The sequence below is a fragment of the Modestobacter italicus genome, from assembly GCF_000306785.1.
GTDB classification, from domain to species: Bacteria; Actinomycetota; Actinomycetes; order Mycobacteriales; family Geodermatophilaceae; genus Modestobacter; species Modestobacter italicus.
Window position 1 is genome coordinate 3,897,350 of sequence record NC_017955.1, and the last position, 16,865, is coordinate 3,914,214.

Genomic DNA, 16,865 nt, shown 5'->3' on the forward strand with positions numbered 1-16,865 from the left:
CGCCGGAGGTCGGAACTGTCGCTAGCCTGCCTCCCGTGCAGGGCTTCGGAGTGGACATCGGTGGCAGCGGCATCAAGGGTTGCGTGGTCGACCTGGACAAGGGCGAGCTGGTCGGTGAGCGGGTGCGCATCCCGACGCCGCAACCGGCGCTGCCCGACCCCGTGTACGGGGTGGTGGCGGACATCGTCGGGCAGTTCGGCTGGGAGGGGCGCATCGGCGTCACCTACCCGGGGGTGATGAAGCACGGCGTGACGTTCACCGCCGCCAACATGGACTCCTCCTGGATCGGCACCGACATGGCCAAGGGGCTGGAGGCGGTGATCCCGGGCACGGTGCAGACGCTGAACGACGCCGACGCGGCCGGGATCGCCGAGATGGCCTACGGCGCCGGCAAGGGCGAGCGCGGCCTGGTGCTCATGCTCACCTTCGGCACCGGCATCGGCAGCGCCCTGTTCATCGACGGCACGCTCGTGCCCAACACCGAGTTCGGGCACATCGAGGTCGGCGGTCACGACGGCGAGAAGCACGCCTCGGCGTCCGCCCGCGAGCGCGAGGGGCTCAGCTACCCGCAGTGGGCCAAGCACGTCGACCGCTACCTGGACACCCTCGAGCGCAGCATCTGGCCCGACCTGATCATCGTCGGGGGCGGGGTCAGCAAGAAGGCCGACAAGTGGGTGCCGCTGCTGTCCACCCGCACCCGGGTGGTCCCCGCCGAGCTGCTCAACGACGCCGGCATCGTCGGGGCCGCACTCGCCGCGGAGCAGCACATCGGCCAGTGAGGCCCCCGCACGCCGGCGTGGGACGCCCGGCGTCCTCCCCCGGTAGGGGTGACGCGCGGGTCCTCCGGCCGCTCCTGGCGCAGAACCGGTGGACCGCCGCGTGCGCGTCGTTACAATGGAGGAGCCCCACCGCGTCAACCCCCCAGCCAGCAGGTCATCCCCCTCTCCCAGCCCGGTGAAACACCTCGCGGTGTGTCACCTCGCAGGGCCTGGCGGTGGGCCACGGTGCTGGGTGCGGTCCGGGGCCGCTGCCCGCGGGCCACACGGCCCTCGAGGAACGCACCGCAGTTGCACGGGAAGGAACCCTGAGTGCCCGCCGACCAGCCGTCCGACCAGCCGGAGACCACGGTGAGCAGTCCGAGTCGCAGCCGGACGGTCGCCGCCCGTGCCAGCGCTTCGACGCAGTCCACCGCCTCGGTGACCGCCGCAGCCAAGAAGGCCCCGGCCAAGAAGGCCCCGGCGAAGAAGGCCGCCGCCCGCAAGCCGACGATCGCCCCCTCCCCGGGCGCCGGCGAGGGCACCGTGCTGACCGCCGTCGCCGGTGACGGGACCGCCGTCGCCGTCGTCGAGGGCCCCGAGGGGCTCAAGCTCGACGAGACCGTCGTCACCGGCAAGGACGGCGTCGCCGTCGCCGAGACCGACGAGGGCGACGAGAAGAGCGGCGACTTCGAGTGGGACGACGAGGAGGAGTCCGAGGCGCTGCGCCAGGCGCGCAAGGACGCCGAGCTCACCGCCTCCGCCGACTCCGTCCGCGCCTACCTCAAGCAGATCGGCAAGGTCGCGCTGCTCACCGCCGAGGAGGAGGTCGACCTCGCCAAGCGGATCGAGGCCGGTCTCTACGGCGCCGAGCGGCTGCGCCAGGTCGAGGAGGAGGGCCAGAAGCTCTCCCCGCAGATGCGCCGCGACCTGAACTGGATCGTCCGTGACGGCGAGCGCGCCAAGAACCACCTGCTGGAGGCCAACCTCCGCCTGGTGGTCTCGCTGGCCAAGCGCTACACCGGCCGCGGCATGGCGTTCCTGGACCTGATCCAGGAGGGCAACCTCGGGCTCATCCGCGCGGTCGAGAAGTTCGACTACACCAAGGGCTACAAGTTCTCCACCTACGCCACCTGGTGGATCCGGCAGGCCATCACCCGCGCCATGGCCGACCAGGCCCGCACCATCCGCATCCCGGTGCACATGGTCGAGGTCATCAACAAGCTCGGCCGCATCCAGCGCGAGCTGCTCCAGGACCTGGGCCGCGAGCCCACCCCGGAGGAGCTGGCCAAGGAGATGGACATCACCCCGGACAAGGTGCTGGAGATCCAGCAGTACGCCCGGGAGCCGATCAGCCTCGACCAGACCATCGGCGACGAGGGCGACAGCCAGCTCGGTGACTTCATCGAGGACTCCGAGGCCGTCGTCGCCGTCGACGCGGTCAGCTTCACCCTGATGCAGGACCAGCTGACCAGCGTGCTGCAGACGCTGTCCGAGCGGGAGGCGGGCGTGGTCCGGCTGCGCTTCGGCCTCACCGACGGCCAGCCGCGCACGCTGGACGAGATCGGCCAGGTCTACGGGGTCACCCGGGAGCGGATCCGGCAGATCGAGTCCAAGACGATGTCCAAGCTGCGCCACCCCAGCCGCTCGCAGGTCCTGCGCGACTACCTGGACTAGTCGAAACACCCCCTCCTCCTCATCCCTCGCACGCTCGGGACGAGCCTCTGGAGGGGGCCGGGCAGAGCCCTGCGATGGATCGGCGGCCGGTCACTCCTGCGGGGTGGCCGGCCGTCGGCGTGTGAACGGCAGATGACGATCCGGTCCCATCGGGTGACCCGGCTGTGTACGACGGCACGTGCCGGGTAGACGGCGTAGCGTGGGCGAGGTCAGAACAGCAGCGGACCCACAGCCGGCCCGGCCGGTGATCACGCAAGAGAGCACGTGCACCATCCGGACCCAGTTCCGAACCAGTGACGTCCCCTGCTGGACCGTTCCACCGCCGTTGTCCGTGTCACGACCGCATCTCTTTCTGCGAGTCGGGGCACATCAGCAGCCGGAACGGGAACACGAGGGGCCATCCTGGCGCTGTGCAGGAGGCCGAGCCGCAGTCGCGGGTCCGTGCGGTAGAGAGCGAGTGATGAGCCAGATGACCCAGACGCTGACGACGACCCCGCCCACCGAAGATCTCGTCGTTCCCTTCCACTGCGACCGCTGCGGTGCTCTGGCCAAGGTGCGAGTGGTCCTCCCCAGTGGCAGCGACCTCGTCTTCTGCGGGCACCACGCCCGTGAGTACGACAGCAAGCTCCGTGACATCGCCGTCGACATCATCGACACAGACGGCGAGGCGCGCGTCTCCAGCTGAGTGGGGCAACTATCGTCGCGCGAGCGATGAAGCCCTCACCCGACGAAGCCGCTGACCTCCCGGACCCGCACCGCGGGACCGGGGAGTCGGCGGCTTCGTCGTCCCCGGGACCGGCCACCGGTCTCCCCCCAGCCAGAGACGGATCGATGCCGCAGGACCCTCCCCGGGACGCCGCCGACACGGTGCGCCTGCAGCCGGACGGCACCATCGGCCGGAGCCGCAGCGCGCCGCCGGTGCCCCAGCCGTCCGGTCCTGCCGCGCCCGGGCCCGCACCGACGGCCGAGCAGCCCGCGGTCGAGGAGCCGGCGGCCGAGCCGTCGGACACCCAGCTGATCCCGCCCGTCCCGGACGAGGACCCGCCGGTGGCCACCGCGCCGGACACCGCCGCACGCGAGGGCTCGGACACCCAGGTGATCGGTCCCGCGCACGACACCGACCCGCCCGGCGACTCGGCGGGGCCCCCTGGACAGCCGCCGGCCGAGGCGGAGGCCGGTGGTCCGTGGTGGCGCCGGCGCGCGCTGCTCGTCCCCGCCGCCGCGGTCCTCGCGCTCGGGGTCGCCTACGGCGTCGACCTGGTCGCCGCCGGCGACCACGTCCCACGCGGCACGGTGGTGGCCGGCGTCGAGCTGGGCGGGCTCTCCCCCGCGGCGGCGTCCGACCGGCTGGAGAGCGACCTCGCGCCCCGGGTGGTCGCCGACCGGCCGCTGGCCGCCGACGACGTGGAGGGGCTGCTGCACCCCCCGGACGCCGGCATCGCGCTGGACGTGCCGCGCACCGTCGACACCGTCGACGACCAGCCGCTCAACCCGTGGACCCGGCTCACCTCGCTGTTCGCCGACCGCACCGTCGACCCGGTGCTGGCCGTCGACCGGACCTCGCTGGACGCCCAGGTCGAGCAGCTCGCCACCACGGTGGACCGCGCCCCGGTCGATGCCACGATCACCCTCGACGGCACCACGCCCTCGCTCGTCGAGCCCGTCGACGGCCGCACCCTGGACCGCGACGGCGCCGCCGACGCGATCACCGCGGCGGTCGCCTCCGCCGCCGACCCGGCCTCGCCGGTCGACCTGCCCGTCGACGTCGCGCCCGTGCGGGTCGAGCGGGCCGAGGCCCAGCGCGTGCTGGACGAGACGGTCACGCCGGCACTGGCCGCCCCGGTCACCGTCGCGGGGGCAGACGGCGCGGACGCCGTCGACGTCCCGGAGAGCGCGATCGCCGCCTCGCTGACCTTCACCCCCCAGGACGACGGCACTCTTGCGGTGGCTGTCGACCCGACGGCGCTGCAGACCGCGATGGGCGAGGAGTTCGCCACCTTCGGCTCCCCCGCGCAGGACGCCCGCTTCGAGGTGTCCGGCGACGCGATCTCCGTCGTGCCCTCGGTCGACGGTCAGGGGATCGACCCCGCCCAGCTGGCCGAGCAGCTGCTGCCGGTGCTCGACGACCCGGCGCCCCGCTCGGTGACCCCGACCCTCGGGCCGGTGCCCGCCGCGTTCACCACCGAGCAGGCGCAGGCGCTGGGCATCACCGAGCAGGTCAGCACCTTCACCACCAACTTCACCAGCTCCGCCAGCGGCACCAACATCCGGGTGGTGGCCGAGGAGGTGGACGGCGCGGTGGTGAAGCCGGGTGAGACCTTCAGCCTCAACGACTACACCGGCCCGCGCGGCACCGCCCAGGGGTACGTGCCGGCCGCGGTCATCAGCGGCGGCGAGCTCTCCCAGGCCGTCGGCGGCGGGATCAGCCAGTTCGCCACGACGATGTTCAACGCCGTCTTCTTCGCCGGCCTCGAGGACGTCTACCACAAGCCGCACAGCTTCTACATCAGCCGCTACCCGGCCGGCCGCGAGGCGACGGTCTACGAGGGCGCGATCGACCTGCAGTGGCGCAACGACACCGACACCGGCATCTACGTGCAGACCGAGTGGGTCCCCGGGGCGCTGACGGTGACCTTCTGGGGCACCAAGCACTACGAGGTCGAGTCGGTCAGCGGGCCGCGCCGCAACCTGCGGGAGCCGGCCGTCCAGGACAAGGTCGACGACGGCAACTGCACCCCGCAGTCGGGCTCGACCGGGTTCGACATCACCGTGACCCGGGTGTTCAAGGACCCGGCCACCGGGACCGAGCTGCGCCGTGAGGACTTCGACACCCACTACGCCGCGGAAGCGGTGATCCGCTGCGTCCCGCCGGCCGACCCCGCGGCGGGACAGCCGGCCACCACCGGCACCCCGGCACCGGCGACCCCGGCCGGACGCCGTCCCGGTGCCCGGCCTGCTGACGACGTCCGCGCCCGCGCCCGTCGTCGACGCCGCTGAGCCCCTCACCCCCCTCCGGGTGGGTGTCCGCAGGTCAGCAGCGCCCCTCCGCCGGAGCCGCCGTGCACACTGGAGCTGTGGCCTCCGCCGTCCCACGCAGCTCCACGGCGTCCGCCGGTGAGCACACCGGGGACCCCGGCGCTGAGCCGCGCGCCGAGGACGGACCGGCGGAGCCGCGTCCGCAGCCTGCCCGCCGCGGTCGGCTGCGGTGGTTGCCGGCCCCGGTCCGGGTGCCGCTGGAGGTCCTCGGGGCCAGCCTGGCGAAGGCCTGGTCGGACCGGATCCTGGGGCTGTCCGCGGAGGCGGCCTTCTGGCAGGTCCTCTCGGTCCCGCCGCTGCTGATCGGGCTGCTGGGCTCGCTGGGCTACCTGGGTGACTGGATCGGCGCGGACAAGGTCGCGGAGATCGAGAACCAGCTGGTCACCGCCTCGGCCGAGGCGCTCACCCCCGGCGTGGTCGCCGACCTGGTGCAGCCGACGCTGGACGACATCCTCAACTCAGGCCGGCTCGACGTGGTCAGCCTGGGCTTCCTGGTGTCGCTGTGGGCCGGGTCCTCGGCGACCGCGACCTTCATCAACACCGGCGTCATCGCCTACGGGCAGCGGGACGTGCGCGGCCCCATCGCCACCCGGCTGATGGCGCTGTGGCTGTTCATCTGCGGTCTGGTGGCCGCCGTGCTGACCCTGCCCCTGCTGGTGCTGGGCCGGGAGACGCTGATCGACCTGCTGCCCACCGACTGGCAGGGCACCGGGCGCATCCTGGTCAACGCGGTGTACTGGCCGCTGGTCGTGGTCGGCCTGGTCCTGGTGCTGACCAGCTTCTACCACGTGATGCTGCCCCGGCGGATCCCCTGGCACCGGCACCTGCCGGGGGCCATCTTCGCCGTCGTCTTCTTCGTGGTCGCTGCCACCGTGCTGCGGGGCTACGTCGCCGACATCCTCACCACGGCACTGCCCTACGGCGCGCTCGCCGCCCCGATCGCGGCCCTGCTGTTCTGCTTCCTGCTCGGCATGGCGCTGCTGCTCGGCGGGGAGCTGAACGCCACGATCGAGGCCCGGTGGCCGGCGAAGCGCCGCCGGCACGACGCCCGCCGCCAGGCCCGCCGGGCCGCCAAGATCGAGCTCGAGGCCCACAAGCTGGGCCTGCGGGACTGACCGGCTACTCCTTGCGGAGCTGGTTGTAGACCTCCTTGCAGGCCGGGCAGACCGGGCTGCCGGGCTTGGGGGTCTTGGTGACCGGGAAGACCTCGCCGCAGAGCGCCTCGACCATGGTGCCCATGACCGCGCTCTCGGCGATCTTGTTCTTCTTCACGTAGTGGAAGACCTCGTTGGCGCTGCCGGTGTCGGCGTCGCGGACGTCCGGCCGCTCGAGGATGTCGCTGCTGCTCACGTCTGCTCCCTGGCTCGGGGTGCGGGACCGGTGACCGGTCGCCCGCGGACCGCCCACCATGATGACAGGGTGCAGAACTCCTCCCAGCCCGCGACGGTTCCCACCTCCCCGGCCGTGCCGACCGCCCCCGTCCTCTCCCCCGAGGTGGCCGACGCGCTCGCCACCGGCCGACCGGTCGTGGCGCTGGAGAGCACGCTGCTGGCCCACGGCCTCCCCCGCCCGGAGAACCGCAAGGCCGCGGACCAGGTCGAGGACGCCGTCCGGGCCGGCGGCGCGGTGCCGGCGACCATCGCCGTCCTGGACGGCGTCCCGCACGTCGGCCTGACCGCGGAGCAGGTCGACCGGGTCTGCGCCGACCCCGAGCTGGCCAAGCTGGGCATCCGGGACCTGCCGATCGCCGCCGCGCTGGGCCGCAGCGGGGCCACCACCGTGTCCAGCACCGCGCTGCTGGCCGAGCGGACCGGGATCGGCGTGTTCGCCACCGGCGGCCTGGGCGGCGTGCACCGGCACGCCAGCGACACCTTCGACGAGTCCGCCGACCTGACCGCGCTGTCCCGCACCTCGCTGGTCGTGGTGTGCGCCGGCGTGAAGTCGATCCTCGACGTCCCGGCCACCCTGGAGCGGCTGGAGTCGCTGTCGGTGACGGTCGTCGGCTACCGGACGACGCAGTTCCCCGGCTTCTACGTCGCCGACTCCGGGTCCTCGGTCGACTGGTCGGTCCAGACGCCGGCCGAGGCGGCCCGGGTCTTCGCCGCCCGCCGCGGGCTGGCCCCCGGCGCGGTCGTGGTGGCCAACCCGCTGCCGGTGGACCAGCAGCTGGACGCCGAGCTGCACGACCGGGTGATCGCCGACGCGCTCGCCGCCGCGGACGCCGCCGGGGCCCGCGGCAAGGACGTCACCCCGTTCATCCTGGGCCACCTGCACGAGGCCAGCGGCGGGGCCAGCCTGGAGGTCAACGTGCGGCTGGTGCTGCGCAACGCCGAGCTCGCCGGGCAGATCGCGGCCGAGCTCGCGGCGCTCCCCCGCTGACCGGCCGACCGTGACCGCACCGCGGGTCGTCGTCGTCGGCGACGTCTGCACCGACGTGGTCGCCCTGCTCGCCGGGGAGCCGGCGCCGGGCTCGGACCGGCCCGCCGCGATCGCCACCCGCGGCGGCGGGGCCGGCGCGAACGTGGCCGCGCACCTGGCGGCGCTCGGGACGCCGGTGACGCTGGCCGGCTGCGTCGGCGACGACCTCCCCGGTCAGGCGCTGTGCCGGGACCTGGCCGAGGCCGGGGTGACTCTGGCGGTGCGCACCCTGCCCGGCGTCCCGACCGGCACGATCATCAGCCTGGTCGAGCCCGGCGGAGAGCGGAGCATGCTCGCCGACCGGGGCGCCAACCTGGCGCTGCGGCCCGGCGACGTCCCCGTGCCCCCGGCGGGCGGCCACCTGCACCTGTCCGGGTACACGCTGCTGGACGACGGCCCCCGGGCGGCCGGTCTGGCGGCGCTGGCCGCGGCGCGGGCGGCGGGGTGCACGGTGTCGGTCGACCCGGCGTCGACCGGGCCGCTGGCCGGCTACGGCGTCGACCGGTGGCTCGCCGACACCGCTGCGGCCACCCTGCTGCTGCCCAACGCGGACGAGGCACGGCTGCTCACCGGCTGCACCGACCCCGCCGAGGCGGCCCGGGCGCTGGCCGACCGGCACCCCGTCGTCGTGGTCAGCCTGGGGGCCGACGGCGCGCTGTGGGCCGCCGGGGACGTGCTGGTGCACCGGCCGGCGCACCCCGCCGACGTGGTGGACACGACCGGGGCGGGCGACGCCTTCACCGCCGGCGTGCTCTCGCTGTGGTCCGCCGCCGGGGGCCGGCCGGACCCCGTCGCGGCACTGGAGGCCGGGCTGCAGCGGGCCGCCGCCGTCGTGGGACGCGCGGGGGCCCGCTGAGCGTCACATGTCGATGACGCGGGCCTTGCTGCTGCTGCCCGACTCCAGGATCCGGTCGGGCGCCGGCGGCCGGTAGCGGTTGGGGTCGAGGTGCTTCTTCGGCGGCCGGTCGTTGGCCATGACCACCGCGATCCACGGCAGCACCGTGCCGAGGACGGCGAAGACCGCCATCAGCCACAGCGAGTACTGCGCGGTCAGGGCGGCGATGACCAGGCTCGTGCCACGGATCGCCATGGTGATCGAGTAGCGCCGCTTGCGGGCCGCGTGCTGGTCGGCCTGGCTCGGCTCCGCCTCGGTGATGAGCAGGGGCTCGCGTCGGTCGTGCCGGCTCGAGGACTGGCTGGATGCCACGGTCGCCCTTCCCTGGACTGGCCGGGGGATGGGCGGCGGTGGTCGGCGGTGGGTGGTGCGACCGGCCCCGGAGCCCCCGGCTCCTGGGCCCATCGTGCCACTCGATCGTGCGCCATGCAGGTGCTCGGCGCTCCGTTCTGACGTGCCCGCCGACACGTGCCGCGCTCACCCCTGCGCGGCTGCCTTCGCCTCCTTGGCGGCCTGCTTGAGCTGCTGCTTCGTGGCCCGCACCTCGGCCAGCGACGCCGGGCCGGTGATGTCGGCGACCGAGCGGCGCGAGCCCTCGGCGCCGTAGTCCCCCGCCGCCGCGCGCCAGCCGGGTGGCGTGACGCCGTACTGCTTGCCGAGCAGGGCCAGGAAGATCTTCGACTTCTGCGCGCCGAAGCCGGGCAGCTCGCCCAGCCGGCGCAGCAGGGTCGCGCCGTCGGGGACGTCGCTCCACAGCGCGTCGGCGCGGCCGTCGTAGCGCTCCACCAGCAGCCGGGCCAGGTCCTGCGCGCGGGCGGCCATCGACCCCGGGTAGCGGTGCAGCGCCGGCGGGCCCTGGAAGTGCCGCTGCAGCACCTCCGGATCGCAGCCGGCGAGCTCGGCGGCCGACAGCGTGTCGACACCGAGCCGGTCGGCGAGCAGGCGGGGGGCGGCGAACGCCCGCTCCATCGGGAACTGCTGGTCCAGCAGCATGCCGAGCAGCAGGGCCAGCGGGTCGCGGCCGAGCAGCTCGTCGGCGGCGTCGTCCTGGGCGAGGTGGAGGGTCGGCACATCGGAGACAGTGCCCCAGGGTGAGCCTCGGTCAATCGTCCTTCGGTGGCATCGCTCTCCCTGAGGCGGCATCGCCTCGAGCGGAGGCGGTCCCGGATGAGGGGTCCCATGAACGGGTCGCACCGCCCGGGCCGGACGGTCGAGGCGGGGCCCGAAGGCTGGGTGCCGCACCGGCCGGCCATTAGGATCTGCGGCTGCCCACCCCTTCAGTGACTGGCCCGACGACGGTGGAGGGCGGTGCCTGGAGAGGGACGGTCGACATGCTCGTGACGGTCACCACGGAGCTGCCGTGCACCGTCGAGCTGGCAGGCGACGTGGTGCGGTCCTCCCGCTTGCTGGTGCACGTGTACTGGCCGTTGCTCGTGTTCAGGCCGGTCGACCCGCCGGAGCTACCGGTGACCTGGCGGGTGGAGGACTACCTGGTGACGATGCGGCTGCTGGGCCTCGTGCCGCTCGGCAGGCAGACGATCTCCATCTCCTTCCCGACCACTACCCCGGACCGATTGCTCCTCCGCGACAACGGTTCGGGGCAGCTGCTGCGTCGCTGGGATCACCTGATCACCATCGAGCCGGGCAGCCGGCCGGGCCGGACCCGGTACACCGACCGGATCGACGTGGAAGCCGGCCGGTTCACCGTGGTCGCCTGGGCGTTCGCGCACATGCTGTACCGATGGCGCCAGCGTCGGTGGCGCCACCTGGCCGCCCGCGACTTCGCCCCGATCTCCGCTCCGCGCAGGGACGGGCCGACAGGTACCGGGACGTCTCCGACAGGACGCACCTGAGTGTCCGTGTCCGCCCGTCGAGCCGGCTGCCGCCTACCGCGGAGGACAGCCGCCGGTCGGTGCGGGCGATGAGCGCACACCTCCACGGTGTCGTCGGTACCGGCCGCTCGTCCCGGGCGTAGCCGGCCCCTGCCACCGACCGGCCGCCTCCCCAGGGGGTGGTCGTCCCGTCCACAGCCGTCGAACTGATTCGTCGACGCACGTGCTGGTCCAGCCCCGTCCCCAGAAGCAGCCCGAGCGAGTCCCGGCCGAGAACGTCATCGTCGGCGGCGTCCTGCGCGAGTGGAACTGCAGCTCCCAGGCAGCGTGCCGCCCGGCCTCGGGGGACGACTCCCCGATCCAGCCGCGGCGTCCATCCGGTTCGTCGTGGGCCCGCCATCCCGGCGAGATGGCCGACCTGCTGCCGCTCGACGTGGAGACGGGCCGGTCCCGACGCAGCACCACGGCCCGCGCTGCAGGGTGAGCCGGCACGGTGCTCGACTGCGGGCCCACGGGTCGTCGTCCGGCCGACGACCACCGGCCGGAGCCGTCGACGTGACGGCTCAGGAGCCCGCCGGCTCTTCGATGTGCTCCTCCGGCTCCAGCGGGAGCCGCGCGCAGGAACGCCCCGCCTCCAGGCGGACTTCCTCGCCGGTCCGTCCGCGGGTCCCGCGGCGGACTCTCGCCTCCGTCCGCCGAGCGTCCCGGCCCGCGTTGGGGCATGGTCCGGGCGTGAACAGTGGTGCACTGCAGGAAGCCGGCCTCCTGGTGCTCTTCCCCGTGGTGGCCACGGTCGCCGGCGCCGCTGCGGCGGGTCTGCGCCCGCCCGGTCCGCGCGCGACCAGTGCCATCCAGCACTTCGCCGCCGGCGTGGTGCTGGCTGCCGTCGCCGGCGAGGTGCTCCCCGACCTGCGCGAGCGCGGCGGATACGGCATCACGGCCATCGGCTTCGCCGCGGGGGTCGGCCTGCTCCTGCTCATGCAGCGCTTCGAGCCCGCGGCCGAGCCGCAGCCCGGCGACCGATCCGACCGCCGGGCATTCCCGGTCGGTCTGGTCCTCGTCGTCGGTGTCGACCTGCTCGTGGACGGTCTGCTCGTCGGCGTCGGCGTGACCCTCGGCGAAGGGGCCGGACTGGTCCTCACCGTCGCCCTCACTCTCGAGGTCCTGTTCCTCGGGCTGGCTGTCACGACACAGCTCATCCAGGCCGGCGTGCGTCCCGTCCGGGCTGCAGCGACCACGTCGGCCCTCTCGCTGGGTGTGGCGGTAGGAGCGGTGACCGGCGCCGTGCTGCTCGACGGGGCGTCCGACCGGACGCAGGCGTTGGTCCTGGCGTTCGCGGCCGCCGCACTCCTGTGGCTGGTCGTCGAGGAGCTGCTGGTGGAGGCGCACGAGGGCACGGAGACCCCGCTGCTCACGACGATGTTCTTCGTGGGCTTCATCGCCCTCTACGGCTTGGAGACCTTGACCTGACCGGCGCGCCGGAGATCCCGCCGCACGGCTCAGCTCCTCCGGACGAGGTCGCGGCACGGCCGTGCGTCGCGGGGTTCAGCCACCACCGGGCACGTAGGTGGCCAGGACGGCGCCGGTGCCGGTCGTCCGGCTCTCGACGAGCCGGAGCGGCCGAGGCGTGGCCGCGTCCCCGAACAGCCGCTTGCCGCTGCCCAGCACGAGCGGGTCGATCATCACCCGGAGCTCGTCCACCAGGCCCAGGACCAGGAGCGACCAGAAGAGACCGGGGCTGCCGATCAGGTGGAGGTCCCCGCCGTCCTCGGCGGTCAACGCGCGCACGGCCGCACCGGTGTCGTTCCCCAGCAGCCGGGCGTTCTCCCAGCCGAGCGGCTCGGCGAGCGTGCGCGACGCGACGTGCTTCGGTCGCGTGTTCAGCGGTTCGGCGAGCACCTGCTGGTCCGCCGGCGCGCCCGGCCAGTGGGCGGCGAACACCTCGTAGGTCCCCCGCCCGAGCAGGTAGCCGCCGGCGCTGCGCACGTTCTCCACCACCCAGGCCAGGGACTCCTCGTCGAGGTAGCGGGCGTGCCAGCCACCGTGGCGGAAACCGCCGGAGGTGTCCTCCTCCGGGTAGCTGGGGGACTGCACCACGCCGTCCAGGGACATCCACTCGTCCGCGATCACCTTGCGCATCTCCGGCTCCTCCCGGTCGTCGTCCTGTGCTCCCGGGACGGAGCCGCACCGGGTTCCTCGACACGACCCGGTTCAACCGGCGACGGCGAACAGCGGCCAGCTGCCGGGCACGCCGCGCAGGCTGCGGACCCCGCGGTCGCGGAACCCCAGCCCCGAGCCGACGACGAGGTCCTTCACCGTGCCGGAGACCAGCACCTCCCCCGGCACCGCCTCGGCCATCACCCGGGCACCGATGTGCACGGCCAGACCGCTGACCCCGCCACCGTCGGCCCGCTCCACCTCTCCGGCGTGCACCCCGGCGCGGATCGCCAGCCCGGCCGTCGCGGCGGCCCCGCGGACGGCGACGGCGCACCGGATGGCCCGGGCGGGTCCCTCGAACGTCGCGAACAGCCCGTCGCCGGCGACGTCGACCTCGTGGCCGCCGTAGCGCGCCAGCTCGTCGCGCGCCAGGGCGAGGAACTGGTCGCGGATGGACGCCCACGCGGCGTCCCCGACGCGCGCGGCCAGCTCCGTGGAACCGACCAGGTCGACGAACAGCACGGTCGCCAGCACGGTCGTGCCGAGGCTCGTCGCCGGCCGGGCGCCGGTGAGGAACTCCTCGGTCTCGGCCAGCAGGGTCTCGGTGTCCCCGAGGAAGAACAGGTGGTCCTCGCCCTGGAGCTCGACCAGCCGCGCGCCGGGGATGTGCTCGGCCAGGTACTGCCCGATGCCGAAGGGGATCATCCGGTCGCCGCGGCGGTGCATGACCAGCGTCGGCACGCGGATCGCCGGGAGCACGTCGCGCAGGTCGATGTGCGGGTAGAGCTCGAACATGCGGCGGGCCATGCCGGGGCTGGCGCCCAGCCGCTGGAGCGTCCCCCACCAGGCGCGCAGCGCGGTGTCGCCGCGGCGGGTCGGGCCCCACGCGCCGAGTCCGGCTCCCTCGCCCCAGCGGTCGACCAGCCCGGACAGCATCGCCGTCATGACCGGCTCCTCCACCCCGCAGGGGAAGTCCGCCGAACGGGTGACCCGCGGGTACGCGCCGTAGAGCACGAGCGCCCGGGTGCGCTCCGGGTGCTGGGCGGCGAAGAGCATCGCCATCGCCCCGCCCTCGGAGACCCCGAAGACGGCCGCGCGATCCGAGCCGGCCGCGTCCATGACCGCGGCGAGGTCCTCGACCCGCTCCTCCAGGCTCGCCGGACCGGGCACCGGGTCGGACAGCCCTGTGCCCCGCTTGTCGAAGAGGATGAGCCGGCTGAAGCCGGCGAGGCGCTCCAGGAACCGGCGCAGCGAGGGCTCCTGCCAGCTCCAGTCCAGGTGCGAGATGAAGCCGGGTGCGATCACCAGGTCGTCGGGGCCGTCCCCGACCACCTGGTAGGCGATGGCCAGGTCCCCGGTCCGGGCGTACCGCGTTCTCGGCGCCATCAGCGAGTCTTGCACGCGGGCCGCCGGCCGGGACGCCACCGCGTGCCCGCTGCACGGTGCTCGCGACCGGGGCACCCGTCGCAGGAGCCGCCTCCTCCGGCCGCTCACCCAGGCAGGGTGAGCCACTCCCCCGCGTGGTCGGGCAGCGTCGCCCTCTCCGGCCGGACGGCCGCCCGTCCCGTCACGTCCCAGGCGGACGCAGCCACGACCGAGCAGCGGAGGTGGGGTCATGGGAGCCGTCATCGGCGACCTGCTGCCCCTGGCGGTCGGGGTGGCGATCTCCCCGATCCCGATCATCGCGGTCATCCTGATGCTGCTCGCCCCGAGGGCAGGGGGCACGAGCGCCGGGTTCCTGGTCGGCTGGCTGGTGGGGATCGCAGGTGCGACGACCCTGTTCCTGCTGCTGGCCGGGTTCCTGGACCTGGACAGCAGCGCGGCGCCGTCCGCCACCGCATCGTGGATCAAGCTCGGCCTGGGTGCGCTGCTCCTCCTGCTGGCCGCCGGCCAGTGGCGCTCCCGGCCGCAGCCCGGTGAGCAACCGACGCTGCCCAAGTGGATGACCGCGATCGACCGGTTCACCGCCGGCCGGGCCGCCGGCCTGGGGGTGCTGCTCGCGGCGGTGAACCCGAAGAACCTGCTGATGTGCGTGGCCGCGGGGACGACGATCGCCGGCGGCAGCCTCCCCGCCGGGCAGACCGTCGGCTCGGTCGTCGTCTTCACCGTGCTGGCGGCCAGCACGGTCGCGGTCCCGGTGGTCGGCTACGCCATCGGCCGCAAGCGCATGGCCGGACCGCTGGAGTCGCTGCACACCTGGCTGACCGCGCACAACGGGGCGGTCATGGCCACCCTGCTGCTGGTCATCGGCGTCGTCCTGATCGGCAAGGGGCTGGGCGGGCTGCTGTGAGCAGGCGTCCGGGCAGCCCATTGCTGCTCGGATCGCTGCGCGGCTACCGGATCGGCTGGTTGCGGGCCGACCTGGTGGCCGGGGTGACGGTCTGGGCGGTCCTGGTGCCCGAGTCGCTGGCCTACGCGACCATCGCCGGGGTCCCGCCGGTGGTCGGGCTGTACGCCGCGGTACCGGCGCTGCTGCTGTACGCCCTGCTCGGGTCCTCCCGGCACCTGGTCGTGGCGTCGATGTCGGCCACGGCGGCGCTGTCGGCGGGGATCGTCGGTGACCTGGCCGAGGGAGGCAGCGACCGCTACGTCGCGCTGACCACCGCGCTGGCGGTCGTCGTCGGTCTCGTCGGCATCGCTGCGGGGCTGGCCCGGATGGGCTTCCTCGCGTCGTTCATCTCCGAGCCCGTCCTGAAGGGCTTCATCGTCGGGCTCGCGCTGACGATCATCGTGGGGCAGCTGCCTGCGCTCTTCGGCGTCCCGAAGGGCGACGGCGACGCCTTCCGGCAGCTCGGCTCGCTGATCGGCCGGCTCGACGACACCGTCGTCCCGACGCTGGTCGTGGGTGCGGCCAGCCTGCTGCTGGTCCTGCTGCTGCGCCGGTGGCTCCCGCTGGTCCCGGGGGCGCTGGTGGCGGTGCTGCTGGGCATCGTCGCGGTGGCCCTGCTCGACCTGGAGGACGACGGCGTGGCGATCGTCGGCCCGATCGCCGCGGGTCTCCCCCGGCTCGGCCTCCCGCACGCCGATGCGGGCGACCACCTCACCCTGGTCGGCGCCTCGGTGGGCGTGCTGCTCATCGGCTACGCCGAGGGCCTGGGCGCGGCCAAGACGTACGCGGCGCGGGCCGGCTACGACGTCGACCCGAACCGCGAGCTCCTCGGCCTCGGTGCGGCCAACCTCGGCTCCGGGCTGGCCTCGGGGATGGTGGTCAACGGCAGCCTGTCCAAGACCGCGGTCAACGGCGGGGCCGGTGCGAGGAGCCAGCTCTCGGGCCTGACGGTCGCCGCGCTGACCGTGGTCACGCTGCTCTTCCTGACCGGGTTGTTCGAGCAGCTGCCCGAGGCCACGCTCGCCGCCGTCGTGATCGCCGCGGTCGTCGAGCTGGTCGACGTGCCGGCGCTGCGTCGGCTCTACCGGGTCTGGACGCCGCAGCTGGGCGGCATCTACGGCTGGGCGGCACGCGCGGACTTCCTCGCCGCGCTCGCCGCGCTGCTCGGCGTCCTCGTCTTCGACACCCTGCCCGGGCTGTTCATCGGCATCGCGGTCTCCCTCGTCCTGCTGCTCCACCGGGCGTCCCGGCCGCACATCGCCCGGCTGGCACGCGGCACCGACCCCGGCGCCTGGCTCGACACCGACCGCCATCCCGACCTCACCCCCGACCCCTCCGTCCTGGTCGTCCGGGTCGAGTCCGGGCTGTTCTTCGCCAACGCCGACCACGTCCGCGCCACCGTCCGGGGGCTGTGCACGCCGTCGACGCGTGCCGTCGTGCTGGACGCCCAGACCGCCTCGTTCATCGACGTGACCGCCACGGACGTGCTCACCCAGCTCGCCCAGGACCTCGCCCGCCGGCACGTCACCCTGGCGATCGCGCACCCGATCGGCCAGACCCGCGACGTCCTCCGCCGGGCGGCGGCGAGCACCGGCGTCACGCTCGACAGCCACCCCGACGTCGACGCGGCGGTCGCGGCGCTCCGGGGTCAGCCGGACGACGCGGCGGGTGACCACGCTCCGCCGGCGGGCTCACCCAGGGTGGGTGAGGCCGCTCGGCGGGCGGAGCAGTGACGCTCGTGGTCGGCCACCATCCAGGAGGAGACG

General features: G+C 74.1%; 16 protein-coding genes. 11 read left to right on the forward strand and 5 right to left on the reverse strand.

Annotation, left to right across the window (positions count from 1 at the left end; translation table 11 throughout):
* Nucleotides 1-35 precede the first annotated feature (35 nt).
* From ppgK to MODMU_RS18610, 5 genes are all read left to right on the forward strand, one after another.
* Nucleotides 36-779, forward strand: coding sequence for a polyphosphate--glucose phosphotransferase (gene ppgK / locus MODMU_RS18590; protein ID WP_014741912.1), 744 nt, complete (start codon nt 36-38; stop codon nt 777-779).
* A gap of 348 nt (nt 780-1,127) precedes the next feature.
* The gene (locus tag MODMU_RS18595) at nt 1,128-2,432 is read left to right on the forward strand and encodes an RNA polymerase sigma factor (RefSeq protein ID WP_041797152.1); all 1,305 of its coding nucleotides are present in this window, start codon (nt 1,128-1,130) and stop codon (nt 2,430-2,432) included.
* A gap of 460 nt (nt 2,433-2,892) precedes the next feature.
* Complete coding sequence (locus MODMU_RS18600; RefSeq protein ID WP_014741915.1) at nt 2,893-3,117, forward strand: DUF7455 domain-containing protein; 225 nt, start codon at nt 2,893-2,895, stop codon at nt 3,115-3,117.
* 146 nt (nt 3,118-3,263) lie between these two features.
* Nucleotides 3,264-5,429: a VanW family protein gene (locus tag MODMU_RS18605; RefSeq protein ID WP_014741916.1), complete on the forward strand. Its 2,166-nt coding sequence runs from the start codon at nt 3,264-3,266 to the stop codon at nt 5,427-5,429.
* 212 nt (nt 5,430-5,641) lie between these two features.
* On the forward strand, nt 5,642-6,583 hold the full coding sequence (locus tag MODMU_RS18610) for a YihY/virulence factor BrkB family protein (RefSeq protein ID WP_231851683.1): 942 nt from the start codon (nt 5,642-5,644) through the stop codon (nt 6,581-6,583).
* 4 nt (nt 6,584-6,587) lie between these two features.
* Here MODMU_RS18610 and MODMU_RS18615 read toward each other — a convergent pair whose 3' ends face one another.
* Entirely contained in the window at nt 6,588-6,818 is a 231-nt protein-coding gene (locus tag MODMU_RS18615) for a DUF3039 domain-containing protein (protein WP_014741918.1), read from the reverse strand.
* A gap of 69 nt (nt 6,819-6,887) precedes the next feature.
* Here MODMU_RS18615 and MODMU_RS18620 point away from each other — a divergent pair, with 69 nt between their 5' ends.
* Together MODMU_RS18620 and MODMU_RS18625 are read left to right on the forward strand one after the other, a co-directional pair.
* Complete coding sequence (locus tag MODMU_RS18620) at nt 6,888-7,847, forward strand: pseudouridine-5'-phosphate glycosidase (protein WP_014741919.1); 960 nt, start codon at nt 6,888-6,890, stop codon at nt 7,845-7,847.
* A gap of 10 nt (nt 7,848-7,857) precedes the next feature.
* A complete protein-coding gene (locus tag MODMU_RS18625; protein ID WP_014741920.1) occupies nt 7,858-8,742 on the forward strand; it encodes a carbohydrate kinase family protein in 885 nt (294 codons plus the stop codon).
* Between the two features lie 3 nt (nt 8,743-8,745).
* Here MODMU_RS18625 and MODMU_RS18630 read toward each other — a convergent pair whose 3' ends face one another.
* Complete coding sequence (locus MODMU_RS18630) at nt 8,746-9,093, reverse strand: DUF3099 domain-containing protein (protein WP_014741921.1); 348 nt, start codon at nt 9,091-9,093, stop codon at nt 8,746-8,748.
* A gap of 165 nt (nt 9,094-9,258) precedes the next feature.
* Entirely contained in the window at nt 9,259-9,852 is a 594-nt protein-coding gene (locus MODMU_RS18635) for an HhH-GPD-type base excision DNA repair protein (RefSeq protein ID WP_014741922.1), read from the reverse strand.
* Nucleotides 9,853-10,118: 266 nt separating this feature from the next.
* On the opposite strand from MODMU_RS18635, the gene MODMU_RS27225 reads away from it, so the two are divergent.
* Both MODMU_RS27225 and MODMU_RS18650 read left to right on the forward strand, forming a co-directional pair.
* Entirely contained in the window at nt 10,119-10,634 is a 516-nt protein-coding gene (locus tag MODMU_RS27225; RefSeq protein ID WP_166503540.1) for a hypothetical protein, read from the forward strand.
* Nucleotides 10,635-11,345: 711 nt separating this feature from the next.
* Nucleotides 11,346-12,083, forward strand: coding sequence for a ZIP family metal transporter (locus MODMU_RS18650; RefSeq protein ID WP_014741924.1), 738 nt, complete (start codon nt 11,346-11,348; stop codon nt 12,081-12,083).
* Nucleotides 12,084-12,158: 75 nt separating this feature from the next.
* Here the strand turns inward: MODMU_RS18650 and MODMU_RS18655 are convergent, their stop codons facing one another.
* Both MODMU_RS18655 and MODMU_RS18660 read right to left on the reverse strand, forming a co-directional pair.
* The gene (locus MODMU_RS18655; RefSeq protein ID WP_014741925.1) at nt 12,159-12,752 is read right to left on the reverse strand and encodes a dihydrofolate reductase family protein; all 594 of its coding nucleotides are present in this window, start codon (nt 12,750-12,752) and stop codon (nt 12,159-12,161) included.
* Between the two features lie 72 nt (nt 12,753-12,824).
* Nucleotides 12,825-14,156 (reverse strand): adenylate/guanylate cyclase domain-containing protein, encoded by a 1,332-nt coding sequence (locus MODMU_RS18660; RefSeq protein ID WP_041797164.1) that lies wholly within the window; start codon nt 14,154-14,156, stop codon nt 12,825-12,827.
* A 229-nt stretch (nt 14,157-14,385) separates the two neighbouring features.
* Here MODMU_RS18660 and MODMU_RS18665 point away from each other — a divergent pair, with 229 nt between their 5' ends.
* Complete coding sequence (locus MODMU_RS18665; protein WP_014741927.1) at nt 14,386-15,060, forward strand: GAP family protein; 675 nt, start codon at nt 14,386-14,388, stop codon at nt 15,058-15,060.
* Nucleotides 15,057-16,832 carry a SulP family inorganic anion transporter gene (locus MODMU_RS18670; RefSeq protein ID WP_051144023.1) on the forward strand — a complete coding sequence of 592 codons (1,776 nt, stop codon included), beginning with the start codon at nt 15,057-15,059 and terminating at the stop codon, nt 16,830-16,832. Before MODMU_RS18665 ends, MODMU_RS18670 begins: the two co-directional genes overlap by 4 nt.
* The last annotated feature ends 33 nt before the right edge of the window (nt 16,833-16,865 follow it).

Coding starts and splice junctions, on each gene's coding strand:
- MODMU_RS18600 (WP_014741915.1), top strand. CDS start 2,893: ATGAGCCAGATGACCCAGACGCTGACGACGACCCCGCCCACCGAAGAT.
- MODMU_RS18605 (WP_014741916.1), top strand. CDS start 3,264: ATGCCGCAGGACCCTCCCCGGGACGCCGCCGACACGGTGCGCCTGCAG.
- MODMU_RS18655 (WP_014741925.1), bottom strand. CDS start 12,752: ATGCGCAAGGTGATCGCGGACGAGTGGATGTCCCTGGACGGCGTGGTG.
- MODMU_RS18660 (WP_041797164.1), bottom strand. CDS start 14,156: ATGGCGCCGAGAACGCGGTACGCCCGGACCGGGGACCTGGCCATCGCC.
- MODMU_RS18665 (WP_014741927.1), top strand. CDS start 14,386: ATGGGAGCCGTCATCGGCGACCTGCTGCCCCTGGCGGTCGGGGTGGCG.